This is a genomic window from Pseudomonas fjordensis (genome assembly GCF_976987115.1).
In genome coordinates, this window is record NZ_OZ336860.1 from 1482063 (window position 1) to 1497608 (window position 15546).

Consider the following 15546-nt stretch of genomic DNA (forward strand, 5'->3'; position numbering starts at 1 on the left):
ACCGGCCGCTCTGGAAGCAGTTCGCGCCGAATCACCAAGCAGTAACACCGCCATAACTCAGCGATTTATCGCTCTGATCACTCTTTTTTCCAGCGCCATTTTTACAACCTGTCACGTTGGGATAAGGCAGGCAGACCAGAATCATTTTACTCTTCGGTTCAAAGCCGATGCGATCAATGCCGAGATGATCTGGCTTTTTCGCAGCATATTAACCCTTCAAAGTTGGAATGACTGCGCGGTCCAACAGTCTATTTAGACCTACGCCCACTAGCCGGAAACAACCCTCGGATCACCCCAAGAAACGCCGCAAACAGATTGATAGAAGTTGCCGTAGTGATAGCAATCAACACATTATCCGAGAACGGCGCTTTACCCGAGTAATACGTCGACCACCCATTCCACACCAGTAAAACCGCCCAGAAGATCACACCACAAGCGGCAAACCAAAACGCCCGACCCGCATATTTCTTGCGCAGTTGCCTTTCGGCCTTCTGGTCTTTGAGGTTCTGGTTTCTTTCATCGTCGGTGCCTATGGCTTGCTCGCCACCGGCTTGGGTGTCCTGGTCAGGCCCTGCCGCGGGGGGCAGGGTGAGTTCCAGGTTGTCGAGTTCTTCACTCACGGATGCGGCTCTTTGGGTGAATGAGTGTTGCCATGTCTTCCCAGTCGATGGCGGAACCGTCGGCGCCCTTGAGGGCCCAGGCTGTGCCGTCCTCGTGGGAGAGGTTGGACAGTTGGGTGCCAGACCACTTGCCGTATTTGTTGATGATCCGGTCAATCAAACGATGGGTGTAGGTGTCGCTCTCAGGCACTCTCGGTGTCACGAACACAATATCTTCGGCGTCGGGCTTCAGATTGCTGAGCAACGACGTCACCGGACGATTACCGTAGGATTTCAACTCATGGTAAAGCGACGGGATGACCGGACCATATTGCCAGCGGGCAAAGTGATCATCCATAAGGGGCTGATCCCGTTCGCGCAAATGCCAGGACTGCGTATAAAACAGCAGTTTTTGCAGCTTCATGGGCGTCAGGCCCGAAAGCTTGCCTTCCTTCGCACGTTCAATGAAGGCGTTAGCGACAGCTAGCGCTGAATAAGCCATGAGCACCTCCGTCGTTGCTGGCTACGTTGTCCAAGAGTTTTATACATAGGCCTTGAGTTGTCGACATGCAAGGTGTCGACCGGCAGCAATACCAAGCTGTCGGAATAATAGGGTGTCGATAGCTGGTTGCATATACAGTATTTTGATTCGAATTAAGTGAAGTTCGGATGTTCAATGCATAAATATGCAAATTAGCATTTGCCAACCCCTAAAACTCCCGTCACTATCCGCGCTATGCAAAAACGCAACGTTTCTATCGTCTTAAGAGAGCTGCTGGACCGCGACCGGATCTCCCCCACGGAGCTTCACCGACGCACTGGCGTGCCTCAATCCACACTATCCCGGATCCTCAGCGGCAAGATCGTTGATCCGTCGGATAAACACATCTCCCGTATCGCCGAGTATTTTCGCGTGAGCACTGATTACCTGCGCGGGCGCTCGGCAGTGGGCGCTTTGCGCGATGACGGGCGCGACCCGATGCATTCGGAACTCAAGGACATAAGCCTGTGGGACGACGACACCCCCGTCAATGATGACGAGGTGTCGATCCCCTTTCTGCGCGAGGTTGAATTGGCTGCTGGATCAGGAAGATTCGTCATCGAGGAAAGCGAGAAGGCCAGCCTGCGGTTCGGCAAGCGCAGCCTGCGGCATAACGGTGTGCAGTTCGACCAGGCCAAGTGCGTGACGGTGCGCGGCAACAGTATGTTGCCGGTGTTGCGCGACGGTGCCACGGTGGGGGTGAATGCTGGCAAGAGCGGCATTGGCGATATTGTGGATGGCGACTTGTATGCCATCAATCACAACGGCCAGTTGCGGGTTAAACAGCTCTACCGCCTGCCTTCCGGCATTCGCCTGCGCAGCTTCAATCGTGATGAGCACCCCGATGAGGACTACAGCTTCCAGGAAATTCAGGATGAGCAGATCAGCATCCTCGGTCATGTTTTCTGGTGGGGCATGTACGCCCGCTAACCTCCACGCGTAAGAAGAAACCCGCCCATGTGCGGGTTTTTTTTCGCCCCTAGAAAACCGGCCAAGCCCAAGCCCGTAAGGCTTTCAATGCATCAATGCATTTCCACAGCAAAAATAAATGCATCTGTGCATTGACTGTATATGCATACATGCATATTCTTCATCTCAAGCCAGCCAACAAGGCTTGGTGGAGGCGGCAAGGATGCTGCCAAGGAAGACAAGGAAGGCACGCAACATCGGCAAGGACGCCATCGAAGCGATGGCAGGGATGCCAGGCAACACCGGCAAGGATGCCGACGCTCTTTAGTTTTAACGCTTCAACAACAGGCAGCGATGAACCGGCCTTAACGGTTCAGAGGGTTGGCAACTGACCCGGGTGTGCAGCGTAAAGCACCAGAAGCAGTTATCCGGCAGACAGGGATCGTGGTCGGAAAAACATCGAGGAAAGGACCGTACCGCGCCAGTAGCGCCGAAAGTCCGAGGACAGCATTACTGAAAAGCCCGGGCGACCGGGCTTTTTGGAATGCCTACCTACCCAAGCATTTGTAAATGAAATACGGACTATTTATTGCTCAGCCAGGAGGCGTGACATGACAAATGAACAGCAAGCGTTAGCGGAAATGCCTATCTGGCTGGTGATCGTATTGGCGGTGATCGGCGGGGTCTCAGGTGAAATGTGGCGCGCCGATAAAGAGGGCGCACGTGGCTGGTCGCTGATCCGCCGATTGGCCCTGCGTTCCGGGGCGTGCATGGTCTGCGGGGTGTCGGCCTTGATGCTGTGCTACGCCGCCGGCATGTCGATCTGGACCGCCGGCGCCATTGGTTGCCTGACCGCCATGGCCGGTGCCGACGTGGCCATCGGCCTTTATGAGCGATGGGCGGCCAAGCGCATCGGGATCAACCAAGGCTCCGGCCAGGACCCGCACTAATCGTTGCAAGGACGCGACTTAAAATGACGTTTATCGAAAAGCCATCCCAACTGCCCCAGGCCATCGGCGCGGTGCTGCATGCGGCCTTCCCGGACATCAAGGTCGGCAGTCACCAGGACTTTCAAGGCGATGCTGAACAAACCGGCGTAATGGTTACGGTCGAAGGCAATGGCCCGGGCATTCGCTCTCGCGAGGGGCGCAAGGCCCACGTTCTGGCCATTTCACTCAGGGCCATGGTCGCCCCCGGTGCATTGCCGTTCGACGCCTGCGACCTGGCCAGCCAACTCATGGACCTGGTGCTGGATAACCGTTGGAACCTGCCCCAGGCACAGTGCGATTTGCCGGCGAATATCGTCGCTGCGCCCGCTGTGCGCACGTCTGTGCAAACGGACTACGACACCTGGACGGTTTCCTTCACGCAAACCCTCTATCTGGGGCCGACGTTACTCGACGATCCCACAGGCCAACCGCTATTTGCCTGCACCTGGGACGTCTCCAACATCGACGACCCGGCCCAATACAAGCCACTGGCGGAGTAGCCCATGTTCGACGCGCTGTTACGCATGCAATTGGGACCGATCGTCGAACGCCTGGCCGAGATGGAGTCCCAGCTCGAGGACCTCTACCGCCGCGCCGAGAGCTTCTGCCGGATCGGTATTTGCCAGCAGGTCGATGCGGCCAGCAATACCTGCAAGGTCAGCCACGGTGACCTTCTCACCCCGGCGATCCGTTTTTTCAACCCCAGTGCCGGTGCACAAACCGAAACCCGCATCCCCACCGTGGGTGAGCAATGCCTGCTGCTCAACTACGGCGGGGGGGAGGGCGGTGTGCAATCCGTGGCCCTGTTCGGCCTTAACAGTGATCGCTTCCCGCCAGTCTCCAGCGTTGCGACGCTGACCCGGCGCCGACATCAAGACGGCACCCAAAGCGACTACGACGACGCCAGCCATACCTTCAACTGGGTCAACGGCCCGACCACCTTCAGCGGTTCCCGCGAACAGGTTGACGTCAAAGTCGGCGCCGCCAGCCTGACCCTCAGCGCCCAGGGCATCACCCTGCAAGTCGGTGGCACCAGCCTGTTGCTGGATGCCGGCGGCGCGCACTTCAGCGGCCCGGTGGTGGACCATCAAGGACGCGTCATCAGCCCCCGATAAGGACACCCCATGCTCGGAATCGATAGGAACACCGGGGCGGCCGTCGACGACTGGCTGCAATTTGTGCAGCGCGCCACCCGAGCGCTGACCACCCCTGTGGGCACTCGCCAGAAGCGCCCGTTGTACGGCTCGCTGATCCCGCAATTGCTCGGCCAAAACCTCGGTGACGACCTGTTGATCCTCGCCCAGAGCCACGCCGCGCAAGCCTTCTACAACACCCACAACGGCATCGGCGACTTCGACCCGCAGGTCATCGTCGCCACCCGCCAAGGCGCCGGCCTGCTGCTGCGGTTTGCCGGCACCTGGAAAAACCGCCATCAATCCTTCGAGGTCGTGACATGAGCATGCTGATCCCCGGCCAGAACCAACTGGCGGAACCGGCCATCATTAAGGTCGATGAGTTCGAACCGTTGCTGGCCGAATTCAAAGCGTTTGTCATCGACTATGTTGCCACCCGCGCGCCGCAAAGCGCGGCCAAACTCCAGGTCAGCCTCGACAACGAAAGCGAACTGCTGACCCTGGCCCTGGAAGCCTTTTGCGTGCGCCTGCAAACCCACGAGCGCAAATACAACGCCCGCATCAAGCAGATGCTGGCGTGGTGGGCCACCGGCAGCAACCTGGACGCACGCCTGGCCGACATGGGCCTGGAACGCCAAGTACTCGACCCAGGCGACCCGGCCGCGTTTCCGCCGGTGCCGCCCACCTTGGAAAGCGACGACGACGCCCGCCTGCGCTACTACCTGGCACCCCACGCCCCAGCGGCGGGCTCGCGCATGCAGTATCGCCGCGAAGTGTTCACCTTGGGCGAGCGCCCAGCGGTGAAAGTGCAAAGTGCGACGCCCGGTGTGGTCACGGTGACCTACACCTTCGACCCGGACGGCTATGCGGCCCAGATCAAGGACGGCAACGCCCGACGCACCGCACCGGGTGAAGTCATGGTCACTGTGCTTTCCAGGGAAGGTGACGGCACGCCATCTGCCGACTTGCTTGACGGTGTACGTCGACATTTTGCACGGCCGGATGTACGGCCCGAAACCGATCTAGTCAGCGTTCAAGGCGCACAGATTCAACCTTATAAAATTCGCGTGGTGGCCAAGATCAACGCCGGCCCGGACTCGGGGCTGACCCAAGTGGCGGCGCAGAAACTGCTGCAAGACTACGCAGAGTCCTGCCACCGCCTGGAAGGGCGGGTGGACCCCAGCTGGATCGACTACGCCATCCACAGTGCTGGCGCTGCGCAACTGCACATCCTCGAACCGCTGGCGCCGATTGTCAGTACCGCGTTCCAGGCCCCGTACTGCACGGGCGTCGAGGTGGAGGTGCGCACACTATGAGTGAACCCAACGCAAGTTTGCTGCCGGCCAACAGCTCGCCGCTGGAAAAGGCCCTGGACCTGGGTTTCGGCAGATTGCTTGAGCGCGTCACCCCGCCGTTTCCGGCGCTGATGAACCCGCTCTATACCCCTAGCGAATTCCTACCTTACCTGGCCGCCGACCGCGGCGTCAGCGAATGGGATGCCGAGGCCAGCGAAGCGGAAAAACGCCTGACCGTGGCTTTGTCCTGGCAGATCCAGCGCCAGGCAGGTACGCCCAAGGCGCTGAGCCACGCGGTGGAATCATTGGGCTTCACGCCCAATATCAGCGCCTGGTACCAGCAACATCCGCTCGGCGTGCCTTACACCTTCGACGTGCAGGCGATCATCGGGCGCAGTTGGTCCAGCGGCGACCACAACCGGCTGATCCGTCGCATCAACGCGGCAAAAAGTGAGCGCGATCAGGCGACGATCACCATCGTGCATGAAACCGAAGGCCAACTCGCGCTCACGCAAGTGCTCGACGCGCCTTTAAGCGACGGCGAGTTCTACCTGAACGGCGCGTTGCCGGAATTGGCGCTGGTAGCCCGGCTCAACAGTGCCGGGGTTGCCCAGCACTACACCATTAACGATTACGACCTCAGGGCGCAGCCATGACAGATGAAATCACGCGCCTGGTGCGCTTCACCTCCAAAGGTTTGGATGAAGTGCTACAGGCAAAGAACCAGGGCCTCAAAGGCGAAATCACCCACATCGGCGCCGGCACCGGCCGCTACAACCCCGACGGCACGGAAGTGGCCTTGCGTGACGAGCGTCAACGGGTGGCCATCGTCGATTACGAAGACCTGGGCGAACGCCAACTCAGGATGGCCGCGCTGTTTGACGGCGACGGCGAGTATGAGATTGGCGAGTTCGGGTTTTACCTCGCCAGCGGCACCTTGCTGGCGGTGTATTCCGTGGCGGGGAAGTTGCTGACGTATAAAGCGGCGGCGGCGCGGGTGCTGCAGAAGTTTACGCTGGATGTTTCGCCGTTGCCGGCGGATAGCGTGACGATTGTGGTGGGGAGTGAGAACTTGAATCTGTTGTTGGCGGAGGAGATCGCGATTATGGCGGCGGCTTCGGTTGGCAATATGTCCCGCCACGTTGATTTGATGTTTCGGGTTATGCAGCTCGAAGCGAAGTAGTAGCACTGACAAAAGTGCGGGAAAGATTAACTGACAGGGAGTTGATGATGGGACTTGAAACGACTATCACGAAAGTTGTGGATGCATGTAATAAGCTTACGGAGACGGTTACCAACCAAATTGGGAAGATTGATGCGCGGGTAGAGGCCGCTTCGAATCAGTTTACTGCTTGGCGTAATAGTGTGCAGGCTAAGGATATTAATGGCCGTGCCTCTTATACACAAACAATTGATCTTACGGGACTTTCTACCAATATTTTTTATCCTGTCTGGTGGCGTATGCCAGGTAACGAGAGAGGTATGTCGGAGATCATAATTTCCAGAAACTATGGCTTGGACGCAGGCCTCAATCCATTCAACAACAATTTTGAGCCACATGTCGCCGGTCTAAATCTGCAAATGGAGGGCTGTGGGATCCCATGGAATGGGGACGCTAATTTTTTGACTATCAAGCGTATCTCTCAAACCTACCGAGAGACCGTCCGTCGTGCTCAATTCGGGATGTGGTCGTACGTCCGTCCGGTCACTGGCTTGAAGCCCATCTGGCTTAACCAGATACCAGGCACATTGGTCTCGTCCCCGCAGGAATCTGGCTGCTATTTGCGTGGCGGGCTGACGTATATCGTCACCAAGAGCTTTGAGGAGCCTGTGAAGTACAGTCGCTCAGATGCTGAAGTGGAATTGAGCCAAGCAGTGACCCCTGAATATGAAATTTGCTGGAAGGTGAAACCGTTTGCGATAACCGCCACCGAACTTGGAGAAATTTATCCGGAAAGCCGCTTGGCTTATACGTTGGATAACGATCTGCGTTACACAGCAAAAGGGGTATGAAGATGGTTGGATATATCAAAACACTACTGCTTCCCTCCGGAGAGACGCTGATCAATGTTCCTGCGGACCGCCCAACATTGGTGGCATTGGGATTTGACGAGGTTCGCGCAGATGAACTCGTCATGCAGGCGGAAAGCAATGCCAAGTTGGAGAGCGTTATCTCTGCGCGTCGTACGTTGTACGTAACTGAAGCTGATCCATTGTTTCTGGAATGGCAATACGACGAAACTCCAGAAAAAGAAAAGGCCTGGCGTGACAAAGTCGCCGAAATCAAGGCGCTTTACCCCTTGCCTGATCGCAACTGACCCCCACCGCGAAAGCGGTTTTTTTTCGCCTCCCCAAAGCCCCTCCCCGCAGGGGCTTTTGCATTTTCCACCCGGAGATTTCCACCCATGCCCACCCGCCAAACCTACACCGTCCTCATCCCATTCCCCATCGGCAACGGCCATTGGTCCACCGCCGGCGAGGAGCTGGAACTGCTCGACGTCGAAGCATCCGCCCTGCGCACCGCTGGCCGCCTGGAACTGACCAGCGTCCTCAACTCCACCCCCAAGAAGGCTGAATAACCATGGCAGAAGTCCTGAACTTCGAGCACAACGGCATCACTGTGAATGCCACTGAATCCCCCGAGGCCATGGGTGGCCTTGGCGATAACGTCATCGGCCTGGTCGGCACTGCACCGAATGCCCATGCGTCGATCCCGAAAAACGCGCCGTTTCGCATCAACAGCTTCACCGCCCAGGCGCTGCTGGACCCTACCGGCACCGAGTCGGGCACCCTGTTCCAGGCGGTGTACCAGATCCTCAAAGTGGTCAAGGTGCCGGTCTATGTGGTCATCGTCGAAGAAGGCGCTACCCCGGCCGACACGATCAACAATGTGATCGGCGGCAACGACCCGGTCACCGGTCGCAAACTGGGCCTGGCGGCCCTGAGCAGCGTGCCAGAAGACCTGACCATCATCGGCGCTCCAGGCTTTACCGGCACCAAGGCTGTGGCCGGTGAGTTCGCCTCGTTCGGCAAACGCATCAAGGCCCGTGTGGTGCTCGATGGCAAAGACGCTTCCGTTGCCGACCAAGTGACCTACAGCGGCGAGCTGGGCGGTGCCGACCTGGGCTTCGACCGTTGCCTGCTGGTACACAACATGCCGTCGGTGTACTCCAAGGCCGCGAAGAAGAATGTGTTCCTGTCGCCATCCTCGCTGGCCATCGCCGCACTGGCCAAGGTCAAGCAGTGGGAAAGCCCGGGTAACCAGGTGACCTTCGCCGAGGACGTTTCCCGCGTGGTCGAGTACAACATCCTCGACACCTCCACCGAAGGCGACCTGCTCAACCGCTACGGCGTGAGCTATTACGCCCGCACCATCCTCGGCGGTTTCTCGTTGCTGGGTAACCGCTCCATCACCGGTAAGTTCATCAGCTACGTTGGCCTGGAAGATGCCATCAGCCGCAAGCTGGTCAAGGCCGGCCAGAAAGCCATGGCCAAGAACCTCACCAAGTCCTTCATGGACCAAGAGGTCAAGCGCATCAACGACTGGCTGCAAACCCTGGTGGCCGACGAAACCATTCCCGGCGGCAGCGTGTACCTGCACCCGGAGCTGAACAGCGTAGAGAAGTACAAGAACGGCACCTGGTTCATCGTCATCGACTACGGCCGCTACGCGCCGAACGAACACATGGTTTATCAACTCAACGCCCGCGATGAAATCATCGAGCAGTTCCTGGAGGACGTTCTCTAATGTTTACCAACCGAGTCAGACAGGCCATTGCGGCCACCCTTCAAGGCCTGCCGTTGTCCGCAACGGTGGAAGAGTTCACCCCGCCGAAGATCGAGTTCGACATGGAAGCCATGTCCGGCGGGCGCTTTATTGCCGAGGAAATGGCCAAGAGCGGCAAGGTGCTCAATGCCAAGCTGGTGCTGCAAGGTGCCGGCCCGGAAATCATGCTGGCCCTGGGCGTGCGCATGGGCGACGACATTTTGCTGAACGTGCGTGAAGCCGGCCAGGACCAGGACGGCAAGACCTACTTCACCTACCACACCGTGGGCGGCAAGCTCAAATCCCTGGAGGAGGCGAAGCTGAAAATGGGCGACAAGGCCACCACCACGCTGGAGCTGTCCTGCCGCACTTACAACCGTCTGGAAAACGGCGTTTCGGTGATCGACATCGACGTACGCACTCAGAAGTTCGTGCTCAACGGCGTCGACATTCTGGGCGATGCCCGCCGGGCCGTGCTGATGCCTTAAGGGTCGGCGCAATCTGAAGCGAGCACGGTCAAGGTGGGAGCTGGCTTGCCTGCGATACAGGCGACTCGGTATCCCTGGAGTATCGAGTGGATGCCATCGCAGGCAAGCCAGCTCCCACAGGGGCCGTGCTCAGGTTTAGATTTTTTGCACTTTTCAACACCGCTCAACAAGGAATTGCCCCATGGCCTGGATGCCTCCGTTGCACATCCTGCTGTCCCCGATCACCGCCGATACCGGTGCGACGATCCAGCAGGTTCAGCTCAAACCGTTGTTCTACGCCGCGCAAAAAGACGCGCTGGCCCGGGCCGGTGACGACGAGGACGATCAGTTTTTTGAACTGGCCAAACTCGCCACCGGCCTGTCGGAAAAAGAGCTCGACCAACTCAAGCGCCCGGACTACGTGAGCATTGCTCAGTACGTACACGAAATGTCGACCCGGCCAGCGTCGTTCTTCCTGAAGGCACAAGACGTGACGCCCCACGACCAACCCGTCCCTCTGCTCTTGCCCTTGGAAGCCGCTGGCCGAACCTTCACCGAACTGCCCCTGGAAATGCCCGCCCTGCGCGCTACCAAGGTGATGAAGAAACTCGCCACCAACAAAGAGCGCGCCGAGTTCATCACGGCCCATTGCACCGGCCTGATGATCCCCGACCTGGCCGGTTTGACCGTGCCCGACTGGACGGAACTGCAGGAGCGTATCGACGATTTTTTAAATCAACCGGCGGCCTTCTTTCGCAGCGCGACATCGAAGTAATCCTCGATGTGGTGCCGCTGATCTACTCGGTCAATGAGGCGGAGATCCTCGACTGGGACGCCGGAAAAGCATTGCGCCGCTACGACATCGCGATCACTCGCCTTGGCGTCAAACAGGAGTAAGCGGGATGCAGGACAATTATTCGCTCGCCTATGCCGTCGCCAGGAATGGCCGGGATGCGTTCGGCAGTACAGGCGGCGCACGTGACGCCGATATCCTTAGCCCTGGCGCGTTGTCGGTTGGCAGCTCTACCCCGTCAACAGATTTGGCTGACTTGTCCGGAACCGTTGCCGCACTCACCAACGCAACGCTCAAACTTGATGAGCTCGCACTGTCGCTCGGCTCATTGCGTGAGGGTGTGGATTCTCTCGACACGGCGCTGTCGTCGCTGAGGGCCATTGAGGTGCGTTCACCCAAGCTGGGTGAGCAGGCAGAATCGAAGAGGGTGTCTGAATCCGCCTCGACTACCTCAGAGAATTTGCGCCATACCCGCGAGGCCATGACGCTGGGCACCGCGCAAATAATCGACCTGGCAAGTGCGCTGCAGCATTCAGGCAGCCAACTGAAGTTTGATAAAACCGCAACGTCGGAAAAGTCGATCAAGGTGCTGCGCGAGGAGTCCAGCGAAAGCGGCAAACGTTTCTCTACGACCCTGGATGCCACGCCGGTATTGGGCGAAGCGCTTTGGCTGAAAGCCAAGGCGGGCCTGATGGACAGCGCCAGTGACGTGGCTAAAGATTCACCGGCTCTGGCTGGCGCGATTAAAACGGCTGGAGCCATTACGCCGGTGTTTTCCAGCTTTTTTTCAAGTGTGGGAGACACGATAAAAACCCGCGTTGCTGGCAACGTGGTTGATGCGACGCTGGGTAAGCTTCCCGGTGTTGGCAAGCTGTTCAAGGATGGCGGTTCTGCGAAAGATAAATCGTGCTGTTGTGCGACGGCCACTCAGCACCCCATCGAAAGTCCTCGTTCGCGCTCGCAGGGCTCGCGCGGGAAAAAGAGCCCTCGTCAGTCGAAGTCGCAAAAAAAGCAGAGCGTTCAAAACACTCAGCGCGCGCAGATCAGGCAGCAAAAACAGCCGCTAGTGCCCAAGACAGCCTCGACCAAACGATCGCCTGCCAGCAAAAAAGGCGGTGTATTTTCGAGGCTGCTAACCAGCCTCGAACGTGATGCAAAGGCATTGTTACCTGCGCCGTTCTTAGGCTTCGATGCGGGGCGGACGGCTCAAAGGTTGCAACCGCGTGCGGTCGTGGCGAACCGTCCAAGCAAGAGCAGGTCTTCAGGCCAGTCGACAGCGAGCAGAGGCCCTGGGTTGATCGAGGCAGTAGAGCGCAAGCTTATCCCCTTGCCTTCCGAAGGCCGGGTAACTGCTGCTGCGCCCCATACTCTCCATTTCAGTCGTGAGGCTTTGCCTGGCCCGCTGAAGATGCCTTCCAACCCGCTGGAAACAGTGAGCAAATTGGGAGTGGCCGGTGCTCGCCGCCTTGGCCCGATGAGGTACGCCGACACTGCTTTTGATGTGATTCAGGGCGTACGCAACGGGGATGCCAAGGCGGTCGGGACTGGCCTGAGCAGCGCCGGTGGCGCCTGGGCTGGAGCGTCCGCCGGTGCCGCGCTCGGTACCCTGGTTTTCCCCGGTGTCGGCACCGCAATCGGCGGCGCCATCGGTGGCCTGCTGGGCAGCGAGGCGGGCAGCTGGCTGGGTGACAAGGTGTTTGGCGCAAATGATCGCCTACCTGCGCCCAACGCGCTGAGCAAGGAACTCAACAGTGCCCGTACCGACAATGTCCAGGTCACGCTCTCACCGAGTATCCAGATTACCGGCGTTAACCCGGCGGATGCCCAGCAAGTGGTCAATCAAGTGATCCAGGCCCTGCAGTTCCAATGCGTGCCGATGGTCACCGATTCCCTGGGCATTCGACGCAACGCGGCATTGGCCGATCCAGGAGGTGATTGATGCGACAACAAATGGTACTGGGCGACTTTATTTTTGGTTTATCCCGAGGGTTCGCCTATTCAACACTGACCCGCAACAGCGATGGTGGCTGGAGCGACCTGGCGATTATCGCCAGCAAACCCCAGTCGCGGCAGAACGGCCAGAAGCTGGAAAAACTCACGTTCAGCGGTACAGCCATGCGCGCTATCGGCATGCAGCGCCTGGACCAATTGCGCGCTCTGCAAAATGCGCGAGCGCCTTTGCCGCTGGTGGATGGCATCGGCCGCAACTGGGGCCTGTGGCGTATCAATTCGGTAGTGGAAGCCCAAAGCAATGTGATCGATGACGGCACCGCCATGGTCATGAATTGGACCCTTGAGCTGGAGGAATTCGTCAATGCGTAGAGTGCGAAGTATTGCCGGTGACTCGGTCAACCTGTTGCTCTACCGCGAGTTGGGCCGTTGCGATGACGCCGCCGAAGAAACCCTTTGGCGCTTGAACCCCGAACTCGGCGAATACGGCCCGGTACTGCCAGCCGGTGTCTGGGTGATCGTGCCTGAGATACAAGCACGACCGGCCGCCATGCGGCCCGTTCTGGCCTGGGATTGAGGAGGCTGCATGGCACAGGAATTTACGCCGATCGTGGAGTTCTACGGCGCCAACGCGGCGCTGCTCAATCAACGCCTGATGCACTGGAGCCACACCGACGCTGCAGGCATCGAGACCGATCGACTGGAACTGACCCTTAATATCGAAGGGTTGGAAGGCTTGCCCAGCCTCAGTGGCAAGATCGGCCTGCGCGTCGGCTATCAGGAAACGGGGCTGGTGGAAAAAGGCGAGTTTGTGGTCACCCAGCGAACCCCGGTGCTGTTTCCGATGCGCCTGATGATCGTCGCCACCGCCGCGCCCTTCAGCGTGGTGGATAAAAGCGGCTACCGCCAGCGCCGTTCCGCCAGCCATGGGCCGACCACCTTGGGCGCCTTGTTTCGCCAACTGGTCAGCCGTCATGGTTTTTCACCGCGTGTGGCACCGACGTTGGACGGTATTGCGATTGAGCATATCGATCAGTCAAACGAAAGCGACATGGCCTTCATCACCCGCCTGGCCAAGCGTTACAACGCGGTCACCAAGCCGTTCAACGAGCTTTATGTGCTGGCCGAAGCGGGGCAGGCCAAATCACTCACCGGCCAGCTATTGCCCGAAGTGAAGTTATCCGTGACACGCGACAACCGCCCGGGAGAGCAGGCCTTTATCACCGCCAAACTTGATGAAAAATCACGCTCCAAATACATGGGCAGCCGCGTCAGCTGGTGGGACGCCGCCGCCGGCAAGCAGCGGGTGGTCCAGGTCGGGATCGCCCCGTTCAAGACCTTGCGCCAGCCCTGCCAGAACGAAGCCGAAGCCCGCGCCGTGGCCGAAGGCGAACTGCGCCGCGTGGGCCGTGAAGGCTTGAAGTTACAGATTGATTGCCCAGGCAACCCGTTGCTGGCGGCCGAAGGGTTGCTGGTGCTGGATGACACCTGGCCTGTGTACATGCAGGGGCGCTGGTCGATCACCAAGGTGACCCACGTTGGGGACCCTGCGACGGGATATCGCAGTTCGATCCTGGCCGGTGGCTTGGCGTCGTGATCACCACCGCTGCACGTTCACCACTGACTCGCTACAGGAACCAGGATGCCTATGAATGACGAAGAATTGGCCGCGATCAACCGTTTGATCGCCGCCCTGCAAACCCAGACCGATGGCCAGGTGGCGCTCAATGCCGCCATTCGGCTGTTGGCCCAGAGCAACCAGGCGTTGGTCGACGTGATCAAGAGCCGAGAACCGGACCCGAATGCACCGCCTTACCTGGACGGCAAACCGGCGCCCTGATCCCGTCTCGACCTGCCTTGTACGCAGCACCATAGCCGTTGCACCCCACAACCCGCCTTCGCGGGTTTTTTATTGTTCATGGAGAACACTCGATGTCGATTCTTACCCAAGGTACCCAGATTTTCGCCCTCGTTCCGCCGGTCTCCGGCACCGGGCCCTATACCGTGCTGGAAGTCGAGCACGCCACTTCGTTCGAACCGGGCGGCGCGCCGGCCGAGCAGATTGAAGACACCAGCCTCAATGCCGAAGAGCGCAGCTACAAGAAAGGTTTGCGCACCCCTGGCACAGCGAGCCTGGGCCTGAACGCCGACCCCACCAATGCCAGCCACATCCGCCTGCACCAGCTGTCGGAAGCCAAGGGCGATACCGGCGTGAAGTGGGCCGTGGGCTGGTCCGACGGCAAGGATGTACTGCCGACCGTCAACGCTAAAGGCGATGGCTTTGAACTGCCGGCGACGCGCACCTGGTTCACCTTTGACGGCTACGTGTCGGACTTCCCGTTCAACTTCGCACTGAACGCGGTCGTGACCACCACCGTCACCATCCAACGTACCGGCGCCAGCGCCTGGATCAAGAAAGCCTGAGAGACGCCATGAACCTCAAACAACTGAAAGCCAAGGGCGGCATCGTCGATGGCCAACTGGTGAAGAAGGAAATCAGCTGGACGCACCTGGACAGCAAAACTGGCAAGGAAGTGACTGACACGTTCACGTTGCACATTCGCCGCCAGTCCTTCGGCGTAATCGAGCGTCTGTTCAGTCAGGGCGAATCGGCACAGAGCCGTAACGCCAGCTACCTCGCCGCCTCAGTGTCGTTGGGTGCCGAGGGTGATGAAGCCCTGAGTTATGACGATGCCTTCGGCCTTGAGCCGTCATTGGGGTTTGTGATGCTCAATGCAGTCAATGAGGTCAATGGCACCCAGGGTGGCGGCGCAAAGAACTGACGGTCGCCGATGAGTTCTGGCACGAACTGGTGCTGAACGGAGTCGGCGGCCGCACGATCGCCGAAGCCAAGGAACGCATGACCTACCACGAAGCCCTGGCCTGGGGACGCTATATCGACCGATATGGCTCCCTGCACGCCGGTAGGCGGCTGGAGGCGGGCAGCGCGTTGATAGCGCTGCAGACCCACCGGCTGGGCGGCGGCACGGCCGAGATGATTGACTTCATGCCCCATGAGCTGCGCCGGGGTGTGTCGCTCGAACGTGCGATGAACGAGTGGCGTTAAGGACGACGCCACTTTCTTTGAAACCCGTTTCGACGGG

At 59.1% G+C, this 15546-nt stretch carries 24 protein-coding genes; 22 read left to right on the forward strand and 2 right to left on the reverse strand.

The features are described from left to right. Positions 1-248 precede the first annotated feature (248 nt). Together ACWHXD_RS06690 and ACWHXD_RS06695 are read right to left on the reverse strand one after the other, a co-directional pair. On the reverse strand, positions 249-620 hold the full coding sequence (locus tag ACWHXD_RS06690) for a hypothetical protein (protein ID WP_032893301.1): 372 nt from the start codon (positions 618-620) through the stop codon (positions 249-251). After that, complete coding sequence (locus ACWHXD_RS06695) at positions 613-1101, reverse strand: Panacea domain-containing protein (protein ID WP_003189004.1); 489 nt, start codon at positions 1099-1101, stop codon at positions 613-615. The genes ACWHXD_RS06690 and ACWHXD_RS06695 overlap by 8 nt, the downstream gene beginning before the upstream one ends. Positions 1102-1326: 225 nt before the next feature. Between ACWHXD_RS06695 and ACWHXD_RS06700 the strand changes: the two genes are divergently transcribed. From ACWHXD_RS06700 to ACWHXD_RS06805, 22 genes are all read left to right on the forward strand, one after another. Further along, on the forward strand, positions 1327-2070 hold the full coding sequence (locus ACWHXD_RS06700) for a LexA family transcriptional regulator (protein ID WP_192901620.1): 744 nt from the start codon (positions 1327-1329) through the stop codon (positions 2068-2070). A gap of 590 nt (positions 2071-2660) precedes the next feature. Beyond that, positions 2661-2999 (forward strand): phage holin family protein, encoded by a 339-nt coding sequence (locus ACWHXD_RS06705; protein ID WP_003189007.1) that lies wholly within the window; start codon positions 2661-2663, stop codon positions 2997-2999. 23 nt (positions 3000-3022) lie between these two features. Beyond that, complete coding sequence (locus ACWHXD_RS06710; protein ID WP_032893297.1) at positions 3023-3538, forward strand: hypothetical protein; 516 nt, start codon at positions 3023-3025, stop codon at positions 3536-3538. Between the two features lie 3 nt (positions 3539-3541). After that, on the forward strand, positions 3542-4153 hold the full coding sequence (locus ACWHXD_RS06715; RefSeq protein WP_032893296.1) for a phage baseplate assembly protein V: 612 nt from the start codon (positions 3542-3544) through the stop codon (positions 4151-4153). 9 nt (positions 4154-4162) lie between these two features. Beyond that, complete coding sequence (locus ACWHXD_RS06720; protein WP_138761409.1) at positions 4163-4495, forward strand: phage baseplate protein; 333 nt, start codon at positions 4163-4165, stop codon at positions 4493-4495. Further along, positions 4492-5487: a baseplate J/gp47 family protein gene (locus ACWHXD_RS06725; RefSeq protein WP_138761410.1), complete on the forward strand. Its 996-nt coding sequence runs from the start codon at positions 4492-4494 to the stop codon at positions 5485-5487. The genes ACWHXD_RS06720 and ACWHXD_RS06725 overlap by 4 nt, the downstream gene beginning before the upstream one ends. Beyond that, a complete protein-coding gene (locus ACWHXD_RS06730) occupies positions 5484-6122 on the forward strand; it encodes a phage tail protein I (protein WP_138761411.1) in 639 nt (212 codons plus the stop codon). The genes ACWHXD_RS06725 and ACWHXD_RS06730 overlap by 4 nt, the downstream gene beginning before the upstream one ends. Continuing rightward, entirely contained in the window at positions 6119-6649 is a 531-nt protein-coding gene (locus ACWHXD_RS06735) for a phage tail protein (protein ID WP_073453118.1), read from the forward strand. Before ACWHXD_RS06730 ends, ACWHXD_RS06735 begins: the two co-directional genes overlap by 4 nt. A 47-nt stretch (positions 6650-6696) precedes the next feature. Beyond that, positions 6697-7479, forward strand: coding sequence for a phage tail protein (locus ACWHXD_RS06740; protein ID WP_138761412.1), 783 nt, complete (start codon positions 6697-6699; stop codon positions 7477-7479). 2 nt (positions 7480-7481) lie between these two features. Further along, positions 7482-7784 (forward strand): hypothetical protein, encoded by a 303-nt coding sequence (locus tag ACWHXD_RS06745; protein WP_032893291.1) that lies wholly within the window; start codon positions 7482-7484, stop codon positions 7782-7784. 87 nt (positions 7785-7871) lie between these two features. Then, a complete protein-coding gene (locus ACWHXD_RS06750) occupies positions 7872-8045 on the forward strand; it encodes a hypothetical protein (RefSeq protein WP_003189022.1) in 174 nt (57 codons plus the stop codon). A 2-nt stretch (positions 8046-8047) separates the two neighbouring features. Then, positions 8048-9214, forward strand: a complete 1167-nt coding sequence (locus ACWHXD_RS06755) for a phage tail sheath protein (protein ID WP_014717166.1) — start codon at positions 8048-8050, stop codon at positions 9212-9214. Further along, a complete protein-coding gene (locus ACWHXD_RS06760; RefSeq protein ID WP_032893288.1) occupies positions 9214-9720 on the forward strand; it encodes a phage major tail tube protein in 507 nt (168 codons plus the stop codon). The genes ACWHXD_RS06755 and ACWHXD_RS06760 overlap by 1 nt, the downstream gene beginning before the upstream one ends. 181 nt (positions 9721-9901) lie before the next feature. Continuing rightward, positions 9902-10474: a phage tail assembly protein gene (locus ACWHXD_RS06765; RefSeq protein ID WP_032893287.1), complete on the forward strand. Its 573-nt coding sequence runs from the start codon at positions 9902-9904 to the stop codon at positions 10472-10474. 127 nt (positions 10475-10601) lie between these two features. Beyond that, entirely contained in the window at positions 10602-12431 is a 1830-nt protein-coding gene (locus ACWHXD_RS06770; protein WP_032893285.1) for a glycine zipper domain-containing protein, read from the forward strand. Further along, a complete protein-coding gene (locus ACWHXD_RS06775) occupies positions 12431-12814 on the forward strand; it encodes a phage tail protein (protein WP_032893284.1) in 384 nt (127 codons plus the stop codon). The genes ACWHXD_RS06770 and ACWHXD_RS06775 overlap by 1 nt, the downstream gene beginning before the upstream one ends. Beyond that, positions 12807-13019 (forward strand): tail protein X, encoded by a 213-nt coding sequence (locus ACWHXD_RS06780; RefSeq protein WP_032893283.1) that lies wholly within the window; start codon positions 12807-12809, stop codon positions 13017-13019. The genes ACWHXD_RS06775 and ACWHXD_RS06780 overlap by 8 nt, the downstream gene beginning before the upstream one ends. 9 nt (positions 13020-13028) lie before the next feature. Continuing rightward, the gene (locus ACWHXD_RS06785; RefSeq protein ID WP_032893281.1) at positions 13029-14039 is read left to right on the forward strand and encodes a contractile injection system protein, VgrG/Pvc8 family; all 1011 of its coding nucleotides are present in this window, start codon (positions 13029-13031) and stop codon (positions 14037-14039) included. A gap of 45 nt (positions 14040-14084) precedes the next feature. After that, complete coding sequence (locus ACWHXD_RS06790) at positions 14085-14282, forward strand: hypothetical protein (RefSeq protein ID WP_236466640.1); 198 nt, start codon at positions 14085-14087, stop codon at positions 14280-14282. Positions 14283-14374: 92 nt separating this feature from the next. After that, on the forward strand, positions 14375-14866 hold the full coding sequence (locus ACWHXD_RS06795) for a phage tail tube protein (RefSeq protein ID WP_032893279.1): 492 nt from the start codon (positions 14375-14377) through the stop codon (positions 14864-14866). 8 nt (positions 14867-14874) lie between these two features. Further along, positions 14875-15225 (forward strand): phage tail assembly chaperone family protein, TAC, encoded by a 351-nt coding sequence (locus ACWHXD_RS06800; protein ID WP_032893278.1) that lies wholly within the window; start codon positions 14875-14877, stop codon positions 15223-15225. A gap of 29 nt (positions 15226-15254) precedes the next feature. Then, the gene (locus ACWHXD_RS06805; RefSeq protein ID WP_078802591.1) at positions 15255-15509 is read left to right on the forward strand and encodes a hypothetical protein; all 255 of its coding nucleotides are present in this window, start codon (positions 15255-15257) and stop codon (positions 15507-15509) included. The last annotated feature ends 37 nt before the right edge of the window (positions 15510-15546 follow it).

Bases quoted from the DNA above. Each gene is read 5' to 3' on its own strand.
- ACWHXD_RS06695 (WP_003189004.1), bottom strand. From the start codon at position 1,101: ATGGCTTATTCAGCGCTAGCTGTCGCTAACGCCTTCATTGAACGTGCG.
- ACWHXD_RS06705 (WP_003189007.1), top strand. From the start codon at position 2,661: ATGACAAATGAACAGCAAGCGTTAGCGGAAATGCCTATCTGGCTGGTG.
- ACWHXD_RS06710 (WP_032893297.1), top strand. From the start codon at position 3,023: ATGACGTTTATCGAAAAGCCATCCCAACTGCCCCAGGCCATCGGCGCG.
- ACWHXD_RS06715 (WP_032893296.1), top strand. From the start codon at position 3,542: ATGTTCGACGCGCTGTTACGCATGCAATTGGGACCGATCGTCGAACGC.
- ACWHXD_RS06720 (WP_138761409.1), top strand. From the start codon at position 4,163: ATGCTCGGAATCGATAGGAACACCGGGGCGGCCGTCGACGACTGGCTG.
- ACWHXD_RS06725 (WP_138761410.1), top strand. From the start codon at position 4,492: ATGAGCATGCTGATCCCCGGCCAGAACCAACTGGCGGAACCGGCCATC.
- ACWHXD_RS06730 (WP_138761411.1), top strand. From the start codon at position 5,484: ATGAGTGAACCCAACGCAAGTTTGCTGCCGGCCAACAGCTCGCCGCTG.
- ACWHXD_RS06735 (WP_073453118.1), top strand. From the start codon at position 6,119: ATGACAGATGAAATCACGCGCCTGGTGCGCTTCACCTCCAAAGGTTTG.
- ACWHXD_RS06740 (WP_138761412.1), top strand. From the start codon at position 6,697: ATGGGACTTGAAACGACTATCACGAAAGTTGTGGATGCATGTAATAAG.
- ACWHXD_RS06745 (WP_032893291.1), top strand. From the start codon at position 7,482: ATGGTTGGATATATCAAAACACTACTGCTTCCCTCCGGAGAGACGCTG.
- ACWHXD_RS06750 (WP_003189022.1), top strand. From the start codon at position 7,872: ATGCCCACCCGCCAAACCTACACCGTCCTCATCCCATTCCCCATCGGC.
- ACWHXD_RS06755 (WP_014717166.1), top strand. From the start codon at position 8,048: ATGGCAGAAGTCCTGAACTTCGAGCACAACGGCATCACTGTGAATGCC.
- ACWHXD_RS06760 (WP_032893288.1), top strand. From the start codon at position 9,214: ATGTTTACCAACCGAGTCAGACAGGCCATTGCGGCCACCCTTCAAGGC.
- ACWHXD_RS06765 (WP_032893287.1), top strand. From the start codon at position 9,902: ATGGCCTGGATGCCTCCGTTGCACATCCTGCTGTCCCCGATCACCGCC.
- ACWHXD_RS06770 (WP_032893285.1), top strand. From the start codon at position 10,602: ATGCAGGACAATTATTCGCTCGCCTATGCCGTCGCCAGGAATGGCCGG.
- ACWHXD_RS06775 (WP_032893284.1), top strand. From the start codon at position 12,431: ATGCGACAACAAATGGTACTGGGCGACTTTATTTTTGGTTTATCCCGA.
- ACWHXD_RS06780 (WP_032893283.1), top strand. From the start codon at position 12,807: ATGCGTAGAGTGCGAAGTATTGCCGGTGACTCGGTCAACCTGTTGCTC.
- ACWHXD_RS06785 (WP_032893281.1), top strand. From the start codon at position 13,029: ATGGCACAGGAATTTACGCCGATCGTGGAGTTCTACGGCGCCAACGCG.
- ACWHXD_RS06790 (WP_236466640.1), top strand. From the start codon at position 14,085: ATGCCTATGAATGACGAAGAATTGGCCGCGATCAACCGTTTGATCGCC.
- ACWHXD_RS06795 (WP_032893279.1), top strand. From the start codon at position 14,375: ATGTCGATTCTTACCCAAGGTACCCAGATTTTCGCCCTCGTTCCGCCG.
- ACWHXD_RS06800 (WP_032893278.1), top strand. From the start codon at position 14,875: ATGAACCTCAAACAACTGAAAGCCAAGGGCGGCATCGTCGATGGCCAA.